This window comes from uncultured Lutibacter sp. (assembly GCF_947495725.1).
Lineage (GTDB): Bacteria > Bacteroidota > Bacteroidia > Flavobacteriales > Flavobacteriaceae > Lutibacter.
Genome location: NZ_CANLZZ010000003.1, coordinates 55,663 through 71,542 on the forward strand (window position 1 = coordinate 55,663; position 15,880 = coordinate 71,542).

13 protein-coding genes are annotated in these 15,880 nt (G+C 30.1%); 11 read left to right on the forward strand and 2 right to left on the reverse strand.

The genetic code is table 11. The features are described 5' to 3' along the window. Positions 1-102: 102 nt before the first annotated feature. Positions 103-1,347 carry an aminotransferase class I/II-fold pyridoxal phosphate-dependent enzyme gene (locus Q0776_RS07215; RefSeq protein WP_298366501.1) on the forward strand — a complete coding sequence of 415 codons (1,245 nt, stop codon included), beginning with the start codon at positions 103-105 and terminating at the stop codon, positions 1,345-1,347. A gap of 74 nt (positions 1,348-1,421) precedes the next feature. On the opposite strand, the gene Q0776_RS07220 is transcribed toward Q0776_RS07215, so the two are convergent. Next, entirely contained in the window at positions 1,422-2,108 is a 687-nt protein-coding gene (locus Q0776_RS07220; protein WP_298366503.1) for a Crp/Fnr family transcriptional regulator, read from the reverse strand. Positions 2,109-2,210: 102 nt separating this feature from the next. On the opposite strand from Q0776_RS07220, the gene Q0776_RS07225 reads away from it, so the two are divergent. The 10 genes from Q0776_RS07225 to ppk2 (Q0776_RS07270) all read left to right on the forward strand — a co-directional run bounded on the left by Q0776_RS07225 (position 2,211) and on the right by ppk2 (Q0776_RS07270) (position 12,360). Next, on the forward strand, positions 2,211-4,580 hold the full coding sequence (locus Q0776_RS07225; RefSeq protein ID WP_298366504.1) for a heavy metal translocating P-type ATPase metal-binding domain-containing protein: 2,370 nt from the start codon (positions 2,211-2,213) through the stop codon (positions 4,578-4,580). 105 nt (positions 4,581-4,685) lie between these two features. Then, positions 4,686-4,877: a cbb3-type cytochrome oxidase assembly protein CcoS gene (gene ccoS, locus Q0776_RS07230; RefSeq protein ID WP_298366506.1), complete on the forward strand. Its 192-nt coding sequence runs from the start codon at positions 4,686-4,688 to the stop codon at positions 4,875-4,877. A gap of 30 nt (positions 4,878-4,907) precedes the next feature. Further along, a complete protein-coding gene (ccoN, locus tag Q0776_RS07235) occupies positions 4,908-7,076 on the forward strand; it encodes a cytochrome-c oxidase, cbb3-type subunit I (RefSeq protein ID WP_298366508.1) in 2,169 nt (722 codons plus the stop codon). 7 nt (positions 7,077-7,083) lie between these two features. Beyond that, positions 7,084-7,281, forward strand: coding sequence for a CcoQ/FixQ family Cbb3-type cytochrome c oxidase assembly chaperone (locus Q0776_RS07240; RefSeq protein ID WP_298366510.1), 198 nt, complete (start codon positions 7,084-7,086; stop codon positions 7,279-7,281). Continuing rightward, positions 7,274-7,921, forward strand: coding sequence for a cbb3-type cytochrome c oxidase N-terminal domain-containing protein (locus tag Q0776_RS07245; protein ID WP_298366512.1), 648 nt, complete (start codon positions 7,274-7,276; stop codon positions 7,919-7,921). Before Q0776_RS07240 ends, Q0776_RS07245 begins: the two co-directional genes overlap by 8 nt. Positions 7,922-8,116: 195 nt before the next feature. Further along, positions 8,117-9,532 carry a cytochrome c oxidase accessory protein CcoG gene (gene ccoG / locus Q0776_RS07250; protein WP_298366514.1) on the forward strand — a complete coding sequence of 472 codons (1,416 nt, stop codon included), beginning with the start codon at positions 8,117-8,119 and terminating at the stop codon, positions 9,530-9,532. Then, positions 9,533-9,985 carry a FixH family protein gene (locus Q0776_RS07255; protein ID WP_298366516.1) on the forward strand — a complete coding sequence of 151 codons (453 nt, stop codon included), beginning with the start codon at positions 9,533-9,535 and terminating at the stop codon, positions 9,983-9,985. A gap of 1 nt (position 9,986) precedes the next feature. Next, positions 9,987-10,709: a sulfite exporter TauE/SafE family protein gene (locus Q0776_RS07260; protein ID WP_298366518.1), complete on the forward strand. Its 723-nt coding sequence runs from the start codon at positions 9,987-9,989 to the stop codon at positions 10,707-10,709. Positions 10,710-10,711: 2 nt separating this feature from the next. After that, entirely contained in the window at positions 10,712-11,569 is an 858-nt protein-coding gene (gene ppk2, locus Q0776_RS07265; RefSeq protein WP_298366520.1) for a polyphosphate kinase 2, read from the forward strand. A 2-nt stretch (positions 11,570-11,571) separates the two neighbouring features. Continuing rightward, the gene (ppk2, locus tag Q0776_RS07270; RefSeq protein ID WP_298366522.1) at positions 11,572-12,360 is read left to right on the forward strand and encodes a polyphosphate kinase 2; all 789 of its coding nucleotides are present in this window, start codon (positions 11,572-11,574) and stop codon (positions 12,358-12,360) included. 53 nt (positions 12,361-12,413) lie between these two features. Here the strand turns inward: ppk2 (Q0776_RS07270) and secA are convergent, their stop codons facing one another. Further along, a complete protein-coding gene (gene secA, locus Q0776_RS07275) occupies positions 12,414-15,752 on the reverse strand; it encodes a preprotein translocase subunit SecA (protein WP_298366525.1) in 3,339 nt (1,112 codons plus the stop codon). Positions 15,753-15,880: the final 128 nt, after the last annotated feature.

Here is a 15,880-nt window from a genome sequence, read left to right on the forward strand (position 1 = left end):
TTTTTTTGTATTATTTAGATTTGAATAGCACAAAAAAAATACCGTACTTTGCAGCATTAAAGAAATAGTATAAAATATTATTTCTTTGTCAAATTTATATATATGAAAGATTTATTTGAAAGAATAGTTAAAGATAAGGGACCATTAGGAAAATGGGCAAAACAAGCAGAAGGTTATTATGTTTTTCCAAAGTTAGAAGGAGAAATTTCTAATAGAATGACGTTTAACGGAAAAAAGGTAATTACTTGGAGTATAAACGATTATTTAGGCTTATCTAATCATCCTGAGGTTAGAAAAGCAGATGCTGAAGCAGCTGCAGAATATGGAATGGCATATCCAATGGGAGCAAGAATGATGTCTGGTCATACGGTATATCACGAGCAATTAGAGAAAGAATGTGCTGAATTTGTCAATAAAGAATCGGCATATTTAGTAAATTTCGGGTATCAAGGTATGGTGTCTGCAATTGACGCTTTAGTTAGTAAAAACGATGTAATTGTTTATGATATAGATGCACATGCATGTATAATTGACGGTGTTCGTTTACACCCAGGCAAACGATTTACCTTTCAACATAATGACGTAGAAAGTTTAGAAGTAATGTTAAAGCGTGCTACTAAAATTGCAAACGAATCTAATGGAGGAATCTTAGTTATTTCTGAAGGTGTTTTTGGAATGCGCGGAGAACAAGGAAAGTTAAAAGAAATTGTTGCTTTAAAGAAAAAGTATAACTTTAGATTATTAGTAGACGATGCTCATGGTTTTGGAACTTTAGGTGAGAACGGTAAAGGAGCTGGTTTCGAACAAGGTGTTCAAGATGATATAGATGTATATTTTGCAACTTTTGCGAAATCCATGGCAGGTATTGGAGCGTTTTTTGCTGCTGATAAAGATATTATTCAGTATTTGCAATACAATATGCGTTCTCAAATGTTCGCAAAATCGTTGCCTATGGCAATGGTTAAAGGAGCTTTAAAACGTTTGGATATGATTCGTACAATGCCCGAACTTAAGGATAAGCTTTGGGAAAATGTAAATGCATTGCAAAACGGTTTAAAAGAGAATGGATTTAATATAGGAAATACAAATACTTGTGTTACTCCAGTATTTTTAGAGGGAGATATTCCAGAAGCAATGGCAATGGTTAACGATTTAAGAGAAAATTATGGAATATTTTGTTCAATAGTTGTTTACCCAGTAATTCCTAAAGGATTAATTATTTTAAGATTAATACCAACAGCAACACATACATTAGAGGATGTAAAAGTTACAATTGAGTCTTTTTCTGCAATTAGAGAAAAACTTGAAAAAGGAATTTATAAACGAATTGCAGCTTCAATGGCTTAATTTATTATAAATTATAAAAAAACCTTTTAGAATTTCTAAAAGGTTTTTTTTTATTTTAAAATAGACGATTTAATTTAATAGCCTTCAGAAATGTTTTTTAAGGCGTTTTTATTCGAAATTTTTATTCTTTTACCAATCAAATCTATTACTCCATCTTTTTTAAGGTTTGATAATAACCTAATAGCAGACTCTGTTGCAGTTCCAATAGTATTCGCAATTTCCTCCCTAGTTAATAACACATCAATACAACCTTCATTATCAACACCAAAAATATCTTCAAGGTGAAGTAAAGTCTCCGCTAATCTATCTTTTACCGGTTTTTGAGCCATTTGAGATATTGAAGTGTTTGCTTCGTTTAATTGGTGAGAAATATTTTTCATTAAACTTAAAGAAAACAAGTTGTTTTCTTTAATGGTATCCATAATATCTCCTTTAGGTATAAAACACACATGCATATCTTCAAGAGCTATGGCATTTAAACCAACTAATTCTTCACTTAAAATGGAACGATGCCCTAAAATATCACCACCTTTTATAAATTTTATAATTTGCTCTTTCCCGTTGGTATTTAATTTTGTTAATTTACCTTTACCATCTTTAATGCAGTACAAACCGTTTATTGCATTTCCTTCTGTCATTAAATTCTCTCCTTTTTTTATAATAAGAGATGTTTTATGCTCCGAAATACATTCTAATTCTTCATTAGTTAAAGTTTTAAGAGCATTAAATCTTTTTATAATACATTGCCTGCAGTTCGACATATTTATGCTATTGTGTTAATTGCGCTAATGTACGAAATAAAATGATTTTTATCATATTTTAAAAGGAATAAATCAATAGTTTTGTGTCGAAATTAGTTTAAGATGAGTTTAAATAATTGTTATCACTGTGGTACAGATTGTGGTAAAAATCCAATAATATTTAATGAAAAGTATTTTTGTTGTAATGGTTGCAAAACTGTTTACGAGATTTTAAATACCAATGAATTAAATTGTTATTATGATTTAGAATCGGCTCCAGGAACAATACCTAAAGATATAAAAGGGAAGTACAATTATTTAGAAAATGAAGAAATAATTGAAAAACTTTTGGAGTTTTCTGATGGTGAAACATCGGTGCTTGAATTATTTATTCCAAGTATTCATTGTAGTTCATGTATTTGGGTGTTGGAAAATTTAAGTAAGTTAAATAGTGGTGTAACAACCTCAATGGTAAATTTCCCAAAAAAAATACTTCGTATAACTTTTAAAAATGAAAGAACCAATTTAAAAGAATTGGTAGAGTTGATAACTTCAATAGGTTACGAGCCCTATATTAGTTTAGAAGATGCAGATAATAAAGATAACAAGGTAGATAAAACATTAATTTATCAAGTTTCAATAGCAGCTTTTGCTTTTGGAAATATAATGTTGCTATCTTTTCCCGAATATTTTGAGGTTGATGAGTTTTGGCTTGAAAAATATAAACATTTGTTTAGATGGTTAATGTTTACAATGGCAGTTCCTGTGGTATTTTATTCTGCAAAGGATTATTTTATTTCGGCTTATAAAGGGTTAAAGCATTGGATTTTAAATATTGATGTTCCAATAGCATTAGGAATTTCAGTTTTGTTTTTTAGAAGTTCCTATGAAATTTTATTTGATTTAGGTTCTGGTTTTTTCGATAGCCTTTCAGGGTTGGTTTTCTTTTTATTATTAGGAAAGTATTTTCAACAAAAAACATATAGTTTTTTATCCTTCGAAAGAGATTATAAATCCTATTTTCCAATTGCGGTTACCTTAATAAAAAATGATATTGAAACAAATGTACCTGTAAAAAACATAAAAAAAGGTGATCGACTTTTAATTAGAAATGAAGAATTAATTCCAGTTGATGGGATTTTAATTAACGGTAATGCAGCTATTGATTATAGTTTTGTAACTGGTGAATCCGTGCCAGTATCGAAACAATCTGGCGATAAATTATTTGCAGGAGGAAAGCAAACTTCTGGCGCAATTGAAATGGAAGTTATTAGTAGCATTTCCCAAAGTTATTTAACTCAATTATGGAGTAATGATGTATTTAATAAAAAAACAGCCGTTACAATAAAAAACATTACAGATAGCATAAGTAAATATTTTACTATTGCAATTTTATCAATTGCACTTGTGGCCGGAATATTTTGGTATAATTATAATGCATCAATGGCTTTTAATGTAGTTACCGCTGTATTAATTATTGCTTGTCCTTGTGCTTTAGCGTTATCTGCTCCATTTGCCTTTGGAAATATGTTAAGAATATTTGGTTATAAAAAATTCTACTTAAAAAATACTGAGACTATTGAAAGTATATCGAAAATTGACACCATTATATTTGATAAAACAGGAACAATAACAACTAATGATAAAACACAATTATTATATGAAGGAGAAAACCTTTCTGGAAAAGAATTAAAAAGCTTGAAAAATATTTTAAGAGCCTCAAATCATCCATTAAGTAGATCTCTTTACGAGTATTTGCAGGTATCTCCAAGTAGCACAGAGCCTTCTAGTTTTAATGAAATTTTAGGGAAAGGTATTGAAGCTACTATTAATAATATTGATTTTAAAATAGGTTCTGCAAGTTTTCTTCAGGTTGAGGTGAAAAAGTTAGAAGAAACGGCTATTTATATTAAAATCAATAATCATTTTAAAGGGGTATTTCTTTTTAAGAATTCATACAGAAAAGGAACTAAAGAGGTGTTTAATAAATTATCAAAAAAGTATAATCTGGTTATATTGTCTGGGGATAATGAAGGAGAAAGGGAGAATTTAGATAAGTTATTGCCAAAAAATACAAAGTTATATTTTAACCAAAAGCCAGAAGATAAATTAAATTTTATTAAAAATATTCAAAAATCGGGAAAACAAGTAATGATGATAGGAGATGGATTAAATGATGCTGGTGCTTTGGCGCAAAGTAATGTAGGGATAGCAATTTCGGAAGATGTAAATGTGTTTACCCCAGCTTGCGATGCAATTTTAGATGCACAACTTTTTGATAAGCTCCCAGTTTTTGTATCACTTTCTATTAAAACTATTAAAATTATAAAAGCAAGTTTTGTACTGTCTTTAGGCTATAATCTTATTGGAATGTACTTTGCTTTAAATGGTTTGCTTACGCCGGTAGTTGCAGCAATTCTTATGCCTTTAAGTTCTATAACCATAGTTGTATTTGTTACAATTCTTACTAACTTTGTTTCAAGAAGAATTTAAAAATACATTCAACGAATTTCATAATATGATAATTATCATATTATTTATGTTAAAAATTTTTATTTTTGTGTCTAAAAATCAAAAACAACTAATTAACTAAAAATAATGGAAGTAGTTTACATAACAATTGGTGTAAGTATAATTGTTGCCATATTTTTTTTCATAGTATTTATTAAAACGGTTAAATCAGGACAGTATGATGATACTTATACTCCGTCTGTTAGAATGCTTTTTGATGACGAATTAGTTGTGGTAGATAAGGTAGATAAGTCTAAAGAGGAAAATCAACAAGTTTAATAAATAATCATTTAAATTAATCAAATAAGTATGGAAAAAGAACAGTTTTATTACGATAACAAGATCGTTAAAATGTTTCTTTGGGCTACAATTCTTTGGGGAGTTGTAGGTATGTTAGTAGGGCTTTTAGTAGCGCTACTTTTTGTATTCCCAGGATTATTAGAATTTGCCGGAGCAGATAATGCAATTTCGTGGCTAAGTTTTGGTAGATTACGACCTTTACACACAAATGCAGTTATATTTGCTTTTGTTGGTAATGGTATTTTCCTAGGTGTGTATTATTCAACTCAAAGATTACTTAAAGCGCGAATGTTTAACGATGTTTTAAGTAGAATTCATTTTTGGGGATGGCAAGCAATTATTGTAGCTGCAGCCATTACATTACCATTAGGTTTAACTTCATCTAAAGAATATGCAGAATTAGAATGGCCAATTGATATAGCGGTTGTTTTAATATGGGTAATTTTTGGAATTAATCTTATTGGTACTATTTTAAAACGTAGACAAAGGCATATTTATGTTGCAATTTGGTTTTATATTGCAACTCTTATAACAATTGCTGTTCTTTATATTTTTAATAACTTAGAAATGCCAGTAAGTGCATTTAAAAGTTACTCAGTTTATTCAGGAGTACAAGATGCTTTAGTGCAATGGTGGTATGGACATAATGCTGTGGCATTCTTTTTAACAACTCCAGTACTTGGTTTAATGTATTATTTTGTTCCTAAAGTAGCAAATAGACCTGTATATTCTTATAGACTTTCTATTATTCACTTTTGGACTTTAATTTTCCTATATATATGGGCTGGACCTCACCATTTATTATATACAGCACTACCAGAATGGGCTCAAAACTTGGGAACAGTTTTTTCTGTAATGTTAATTTTCCCTTCATGGGGAGGTATGATTAATGGTTTATTAACACTTCGTGGTGCTTGGGACAAAGTTCGTGAAAATCCAGTATTAAAATTCTTTGTAGTTGCTATTACTGGTTATGGTATGGCAACATTTGAAGGGCCAATGTTATCGTTTAAAAACTTAAATGCAATAGGTCATTATACAGATTGGATTGTTGGTCACGTACATATTGGAGCATTAGCTTGGAATGGTTTTATGATTGCTGGTATTGTTTATTGGTTAGCAGAAAAATTATGGAAAACTCCATTATATTCTAGAAAATTAGCAAACACACATTTTTGGTTAGGTACATTAGGAATTCTATTTTATGCAATTCCGTTATATGTTGCCGGGTTTACACAGGCATTTATGTGGAAACAATTCAATCCAGATGGAACATTAGTTTATGGTAACTTTCTTGAAACAGTTACACAAGTAATTCCAATGTATGCAATGCGTGCAATTGGAGGAACCTTATATTTAACAGGTTTTATTTTATTAGCAATTAATGTTATTAAAACAGCTAAAGCAGGATCTGTTGTTGAAGATGAGTTGGCAGAAGCTGCTCCTTTGAAAAAAATTAGTGGTCAGCGAATTGCTGGAGAAGGTTTTCATACTTGGTTAGAAAGAAAAACAGTATTGTTTACAATTTTAACTACAATTGCTATTTTAATAGGTGGTTTGGTAGAAATTGTACCGTTAATGTTAGTAAAATCAAATATACCAACTATTGATAGTGTAAAACCGTATACTCCTTTAGAATTAGAAGGTAGAGATATTTATATTAGAGAAGGTTGTAATAACTGTCACTCTCAAATGATTAGACCTTTCCGTTCGGAAGTAGAACGTTATGGAGAGTATTCAAAAGCTGGTGAATTTGTATATGATTTTCCATTTTTATGGGGTTCTCGTAGAACAGGACCAGATGTACATAGAGTTGGAGGAAAGTATAATGACAACTGGCATTTTAATCATATGTTAGATCCTCGTTCTACTTCACCAGGATCAATTATGCCACGTTATGCATGGTTAATTAAAAATGATATGAATGCATCGAATTTAGAGAATAAAATGGAAGGTTTAGTTTCATTAGGTGTTCCTTATTCAGTTGAAGATATAAGTGGTGCAAAACAGGCATTATTAGCGCAAGCTAAAGAAATTGAAGGTAATTTAAGACAGGATCCAGAATTTGTTAAAAATTATGGTTCAAGCAATATTCAAAACAAAGAAATTGTAGCTCTAATTGCATATTTACAGAGATTAGGTACGGATATAAAAGCAGGTAAAACGGCTTTAAAATAAATAGTGTATGTTAAAATTTATCAAACATAATTTAGAAGGTATTGATGGGGTTGAAATATATCCTATAATTTCATTAGTCTTATTCTTTTTAGTTTTTTCAGCAATGATATTATTTGTTTTTAAACTTCCGAAAAAAAGAATAGATAGCTTAAGTAATTTGCCTTTAGATAACGACATTAATAACAAAGAAATTGACCATGAATAAAAATTCAGAAAACATATCGGGTTGGAAAAAGTTTATGAAATCTTTGACCAAAGCCCACGAGTTAGGGACGGAGGAAGATATAATGTTAGACCATGATTATGATGGTATAAAAGAATTAGATAATGTATTGCCACCTTGGTGGTTATATGGGTTCTATATTACAATAGTAATTAGTGGTATTTACTATTATAATGTATTTACTAATCCAGAAAAGTACAATCAGGCAGAAGAGTTTGCAATTGAAGTTGCAGAAGGTAAAGCGGCAGTTGAAGCTTATAAAGAGGCAAACCCTCAATTATTTGATGATAGTAATATTGTAGCATTAACAGATGATGCTAGTATTGCCAAAGGTAAGGAGTTATTTGCTTCAAAAACATGTACGGCATGTCATTTAGTAGATTTAGGAGGAAGTATTGGTCCAAATCTTACTGATAATAAATGGGTTTTAGGTGGAGGAGTGAAAAATATTTATAACACTATATCTAAAGGAGGAAGACCTGGAAAGGGAATGATTGCCTGGGAAAGCACAATTAGTAGAGATGAAAGAATTTTACTTGCCAGCTATATTATTTCAATGCAAGGGTCAACACCGGCTACTCCAAAAGCTGCCGAAGGAGACATTGTTTGGCCAGAAGAATAATATTATAAACATCATTTATATATAATGATGTTCACTATTTTTAGCTAGTAGTAAATTTGGGGAGTAAAGAAGTTGGTTTTTAAAAGATTAAATCAATTTCTTTTTTCCCCATTTTTTTGTTACAATGGTTTCGTTGTACTCCACGAAATAGACATAAATTTGCAACACAAATTTTTATAAGTATTCAGAATTAATATGGAAAAAGAAAGTCAAGAAAAATTTAGAGATTCTATTGCTACAATTGATCAAAGTGGTAAAAGAAATTTCATTTATCCCAAAAAACCTAAAGGAATGTTTTATAAGTATCGAACTATTGTTAGTTGGGTACTTTTAGTAATATTATTGGTTTCTCCATTTATTAAAATAAAAGGGAATCAGTTTTTATTATTTAATATTTTAGAAAGAAAGTTTCATATTTTTGGTTTTCCATTTTGGCCTCAAGATTTTCATTTATTAGTTATTTCACTGCTTGTAAGTGTAGTATTTGTAATTTTATTTACAGTTGTATTCGGTAGAATATTTTGTGGGTGGATGTGCCCACAAACTATTTTTATGGAAATGGTATTTAGAAAAGTAGAATATCTAATTGAAGGAGATAGATCAAAACAAATTAAGCTTGAAAAACAAGCTTGGAATGCAGAGAAAATTAGAAAAAGAGTTTTAAAATGGTTTGTATTTTTTATTATTTCATTTATAATATCAAATGTTTTTTTAGCCTATATTATAGGCTCAGATAAAGTATTGGGTTATATTAATGATGGGCCTTTAGAGCATTTAAATACTTTATTTTATTTATTAGCATTTACAGGTGTTTTCTATTTTGTTTTCGCTTGGTTTAGAGAACAAGTTTGTATTATTGTTTGTCCTTATGGAAGATTACAAGGAGTTTTACTCGATAATAAATCAATTAACGTTGCTTATGATTATGTTAGAGGGGAAGGTGAAAATGGTAGAAAAAAATTACGAAAAGATGAAAATAGAGATCAATTAGGACATGGGGATTGTATAGACTGTAAACAATGCGTTCAGGTTTGTCCTACAGGAATTGACATTAGAAATGGAACCCAGTTAGAGTGTATAAATTGTACAGCTTGTATTGATGCTTGTGATGAGATTATGGATAGATCTGGTTTTGATAAAGGTTTAATAAGGTATGCTTCTGAAGATAACATAGAAAAAAAGGAAAAATTCAAATTTAACGCACGTCTAATTGCATATTCTGTAATTTTAACAGTTTTAATAGGAGTTTTAATAACAATGTTGTTTTTGCGTAATGATGTCGAGGCAACTATTTTAAGATTGCCTGGTCAAACCTTTCAAAGTACTGAAACTACAATTAAAAATGTGTTTACAGTAAAATTAATTAATAAAACAACTGAGGATATTGAGGATGTTAGTATAAAACTAATTTCTCATAAAGGAAAGGTTAATTTAGTAGGCGGTAACCTTAATATTTCAAAGCAAGCCTTGAGGGAAGGTACATTATTTATTGAAATAAATAAAAAAGACTTAAATTCGTCAAAAGAAAAATTAAAAATTGGTATTTATTCCAAAGGAAAGTTGATTGAAACTACTTCAACCAATTTTTCGGGACCTTTAATAATTAAGTAAATGAAATTAAAAATAAGTTGGCCTACAGGAATTATAATTGCAATTACGGCATTTATTGTATTTATATTATCGTTTGTTTATAAAGTAACCTTTTTACCAGAATATGACCATCATTTGGTTTCGGAACAATATTATAAAGATGAGTTAAATTATCAAATTGAAATTGATAATGAAATAAAAGGATTGGATTTAAAAGAAAATGTTTCTATAAAAAAAGTAAATGAAGGATTATTAGTAAGTTTTCCAAAAGAATTTAAACCAAGTGATATCACCGGTAATATTGTTTTTAAAAGGTTATCTAATAGCAAAATTGATTTTGAACAAATTATTAATTTGAAAACTCACGAGCTATTAATTAAGGACGATGTTTTAGTTGACGGTCGTTGGGATGTTTATATTGAATGGGAAGTTAATAAAAACACTTATTTATATAAAGAGAAATTGATGTATTAACATGTTGTGGACAGCTTTAATTTTAGGATTAGCAGGTAGTTTTCACTGTATTGGAATGTGTGGTCCAATTGCGTTTGTATTACCTGTTGATAGGTCTTCAAAAACAAAAATTAGCTTTCAAATATTTTTATACCATTTCGGTCGCCTAATAAGCTATTCAATAATAGGAGTTTTATTTGGATTTATAGGGAAAGGATTATATTTGGCGGGTTTTCAGCAACGATTGTCCATTCTAATGGGAGTAATTATGATTGCAATTGTAATTGTTCCTGCATCATTATTTAATAAATTTAATATTACCAAACCACTTTATAATATTATTGGAAAAGTAAAGCAACAACTTGGTTTATACTTAAACAAAAAATCAAGTAAGTCAATTTTTTTAATTGGTTTTTTCAATGGATTTTTACCTTGTGGGTTGGTATATATGGCTTTATTAGGCTCAATATCAACAGGTAATGTAGTAAATGGGTTACTTTATATGACCATTTTTGGGTTAGGCACAATTCCATTAATGACCTCAGCTGTTATTTTAGGAAATTTTGTAAATTTATCATTAAGAAATAAAATTCAAAAAGCAATTCCTGTATTTGTAATTATTATTGGATTATTATTTATATTGCGTGGATTAGGATTAGGAATACCTTACATCTCTCCGTCAGATGCTAAATTACAAATTTCAAATAATCCTGCCGATTGTGTAACTATTGAAAAGGTAGAATAATTATGAGTCAAACTCCAAGTTTAACTAAAGAAGATTTTGAAAAAGCATCTTCTAGTAAAGAATTGCGTGAGATTATCAAAAATAAAAATATTGATATTACCAAAGTCGAAAAAAAAATATTTTATGAAGAAGAACTTAAAAAACTTCAAATTGAGCTAGTTAAATTACAACAGTGGATTTCAAAAAACAAAAAAAGAGTTGGAATTATTTTTGAAGGAAGAGATGCGGCTGGTAAAGGAGGTAATATTAGACGTTTCTCTGAACATTTAAATCCAAGATCTACTAGATTAGTTGCGTTAACTAAACCAACAGAAATTGAACGCGGCCAATGGTATTTTAGACGTTATATTAAAGAACTACCAAATGCAGGAGAAATAGTTTTTTTTGATAGAAGTTGGTATAATAGAGCCGTTGTAGAACCTGTAATGGGATTTTGTAACGAATCTCAATATCAAAATTTTATGGTTCAAGTACCCGAATTTGAACATATGCTTTATGAAGATAACCTTGTTTTAATTAAATTTTGGTTTTCAATTTCAAAAGATGAACAATTATCCAGGTTTAATGCCAGATTAGAAACTCCTCTAAAACGATGGAAATTTAGCCCAGTAGATAAAAAAGGTCAAGAACTATGGGACAAATACACACATTATAAAGAGCAAATGTTTAGTAAAACTCATACAAGTTATAGTCCTTGGATTATTGTAAGAGCAAATGATAAAAAAGTAGCTCGCTTAGAATGTATTCGTTATGTTTTATCTCAGTTTGAATATGAAGGAAAAGATAAGGCACTAACAACATTACTTCCAGATCCAAATATTATTATGCGATATTATCGCTCATCTAAACAAATAGATTAGTTATGATAGAATTTACCTTAAACGAAGAAAATGTAGAAATTTTAAATACAAATAAAGGCTTAACTTCTTTACTTTCTCGTGAGCCATATAACTTAGAAAAAGCCGTAAGATATGTAAAATACGAAAAACGATTAAAAAAATTACAAGTTGAATTAATTAGAATGCAGTCATGGGCAATTAAAGAAAATGAACGCATTATCATTATTTTTGAAGGAAGAGATGCCGCTGGTAAAGGTGGAGCTATAAGACGTGCAACAGAACGTATGAATCCTCGACATTTAAGAAAAGTGGCATTACCAAGACCTTCTGAAGATGAAAAAACTCAATGGTATTTTCAACGATATGTTAGTCAGTTTCCAAAAGCTGGTGAGATAATTTTTTTCGATAGAAGTTGGTATAATAGGGCAGTGGTTGAACCCGTAAATGGATTTTGTACTCAAGAGGAATATGAAATATTTATGAGTCAGGTAAATGATTTTGAAAGAATGATTGTTGAATCTGGAATTAGATTAGTGAAAATTTACATGTCTATTTCTAAAAAAGAACAAGCAAAACGTTTTGAAGACATTAAAAATAATCCTTTAAAACAATGGAAAATGACTGCGGTAGATAGAAGAGCTCAAGAATTATGGGATGTTTATACTCATTATAAGGGTAAAATGTTTGAGAAAACTAAAGAAGGAAGCGTACCTTGGAAAATAATTAGAGCAAACAAAAAAACAATTGCTAGGGTAAATGCAATTACTCATATATTAAAAAGTATACCATACGATAAAAATTTAGAAATATAATTTAGCATAAAAAAAGCCTCCATTTGGAGGCTTTTTTTATGTTAACAAAAAGTTTATTCTTCTACAATAACCCAATCACCTTTGTTAATTAAAGGAATTGCTTGTTTAAATTTCATTGATTTATTTTCACCAGTCATAACATTTTTAACTGTTACTTTTTCGTTTCTACCAATTTTACGCTCGGTACGTACAATTGTTTCCACAACTTGAGGTTGCTGTGTTTGATTTGTTTGCGTTCCTTCAGTTGGACTTTTATAATCTTCTTTACTTAACTGTACTTTTTCACGTTTTTGTTCTCTAGCTTGCGAAACTTGATTGGTATCTTGTGATGGCAATTCACCTTTAAATAAGAATGAAAGTACATCTTTATTTACTTTATCAAGCATTCCATTAAACAATTCAAAAGATTCGAATTTGTAAATTAACAAAGGATCTTTTTGCTCGTAAGTTGCATTTTGTACAGATTGTTTCAATTCATCCATCTGACGTAAATGATCTTTCCAAGTATCATCAATAATAGCTAATGTAATATTTTTTTCAAAATCTGTAACCAAACCTTTACCTTCACTTTCGTAGGCTTCTTTTAAGTTAGTTACAACCTTAAGTTCTTTGGTTCCATCTGTAAATGGTACCACAATTCGCTCATATTTATCACCTTGATTTTCGTAAACATCTTTTATTACTGGATAAGCTGCGCGGGCACTTCTTTCTAATTTTTCCTTATAATGTTTATAAACAACATCAAAAAGTTGATCTGTTAATTCTTGCTCATTTAAAGTTTTAAAATCTTCTTCTGAAAATGGAGATGATGTTGATGAAAAACGAATTAATTCAAACTCGAAATTTTGATAATCATTTGTTGGTTTATTTTCTCGTATCAACAAACTACACGTATCATATACCATATTTACAATATCAACTTGTAAACGTTCTCCATAAAGTGCGTGACGTCTTCTTTTATATACTACCTCACGTTGAGAATTCATTACATCATCATATTCTAACAATCTTTTACGAACACCAAAGTTGTTTTCTTCTACTTTACGCTGAGCTCTTTCAATAGATTTTGTAATCATTGAATGTTGGATAACTTCACCATCTTTTAGGCCCATTCTATCCATCATTTTAGCAATACGCTCTGATCCAAATAAACGCATTAAATTATCTTCTAATGAGACATAGAACTGTGAAGACCCTGGATCACCTTGTCGACCCGCACGTCCACGTAACTGACGGTCAACTCGACGAGAATCGTGACGTTCAGTACCAATAATAGCTAAACCGCCTGCTGCTTTTACTTCATCTGATAATTTAATATCGGTACCACGACCTGCCATATTTGTTGCAATTGTAACAATACCTGGTTGTCCGGCTTGTGCAACAATATCGGCTTCTTTTTTATGTAATTTAGCATTCAATACATTATGATTGATTTTTCTAATAGAAAGCATTCTTCCTAATAATTCAGAAATTTCAACTGATGTTGTACCAACTAATACCGGCTGTCCATTTTTAACTAATTTTTCAATTTCATTAATTACAGCATTGTATTTTTCACGCTTGGTTTTAAAAACCATATCCTCTCTATCATCTCGAATTAGAGGAACATTGGTTGGAATTTCAACAACATCTAATTTGTAAATGTCCCAAAATTCTCCAGCCTCTGTTATTGCTGTACCTGTCATACCCGAAAGTTTACGGTACATTCTAAAATAGTTTTGTAATGTTACCGTGGCATATGTTTGAGTTGCAGCCTCAATTTTAACATTTTCTTTAGCCTCAATTGCTTGGTGTAAACCGTCAGAGTAACGACGCCCATCCATTATACGTCCAGTTTGCTCATCAACAATTTTAATTTTGTCATCCATTATAACATATTCTACATCTTTTTCGAAAAGAGTATATGCTTTTAACAGCTGATTCATTGTATGTATACGCTCACTTTTAATACTGAAATCTCTATATAAATCTTCTTTTTTAGCGAGTCTTTCTTCAGGAGTTAAATTGCTGTTATCAATTTGACCAATTTTTGTACTTAAATCAGGTAATACAAAAAAGTTTTCATCACCATCGTCACCAGATAAGAATGCAATCCCTTTGTCTGTTAATTCAATAGAGTTATTTTTTTCATCAATTACAAAATATAACTCCTCGTCAATTTTAGGCATTTCGCGATTGTTGTCCTGCATGTAAAAGTTTTCTGTTTTTTGAAGGAGTTGTTTTATTCCTTCTTGACTTAAAAACTTTATCAAAGCCTTACTTTTAGGTAATCCTCTAAATACTCTTAATAATAAGAAACCACCTTCTTTGGTATCGCCTTCGCTAATTAATTTTTTAACTTCAGCTAAAACACCTGTTAAGTAATTTCTTTGAATTGAAACAATTTTGTCTACGCTTGGTTTTAATTCATTAAATTCATGACGATCGGCGTTGGCAGTTGCTCCAGAGATAATTAAAGGTGTACGAGCATCATCAACTAATACTGAATCCACCTCATCAACAATGGCATAATTATGTGGTCGTTGTACTAATTCACTTGGAGAGTGTGCCATGTTATCACGTAAGTAGTCAAAACCAAATTCGTTATTAGTACCATATGTAATATCTGAGTTATAAGCTTTTCTACGAGCATCTGAATTTGGTTGGTGATGATCTATACAATCAACACTTAAGCCGTGAAATTCAAAAATAGGAGCCATCCAAGCAGCATCACGTTTTGCTAAGTAATCGTTTACTGTAACAACATGAACACCTTTTCCAGACAATGCGTTTAAATAAACAGGAAGTGTAGATACCAATGTTTTTCCTTCACCAGTCATCATTTCGGCAATTTTACCTTGATGTAAAACTGAACCACCAATTAACTGAACATCATAGTGAATCATATCCCAAGTAACTAATTTCCCTTGAGCGTCCCAAGTATTTGACCAAAAGGCTTTATCGTCATCTAATGTAATATTTTCTCTTGTTGCTGAAAGTTCTCTGTCAAATGGAGTAGCAGTAACAGTAATACTTTCGTTTTCGGTAAAACGTTTTGCCGTTTCTTTAACTACTGCAAAAGCCTCGGGCATTATTTCTTCTAAAACTACTTCTAATGCTTTATATGAAGCATCTTCTAATTCGTCAATTTCTGTATAAATTTCTTCTTTTCTATCTACATTTGCATCGTGAGCTTCTTCCTTTAATTGATTAATTTTCAGGGTGAAATCACTGGTGCCTTCGGCTATTTTTTCTTTAAAATAAATAGTTTTAGCCCTAAGTTCGTCATTTGTTAAAGTTGCTATTTCTTTTTCAAAATTTGCAACCTTTTTTACAATAGGTTGCAATAATTTTAAATCGCTCTTTTTTTTGTCTCCAACAAATACTTTTAGAACTGAATTTAATATGCTCATATCTAATGTGTTATTTTATGTTTTCACCTTTTGTGGTGTTGTTTTTTTTCAATTTTAATTTGTAAGCGAATTTAAAATATTTAAATTTTAAAAAGCTTAAAAAAATGTTTAAATTATAGTTTAAAAGC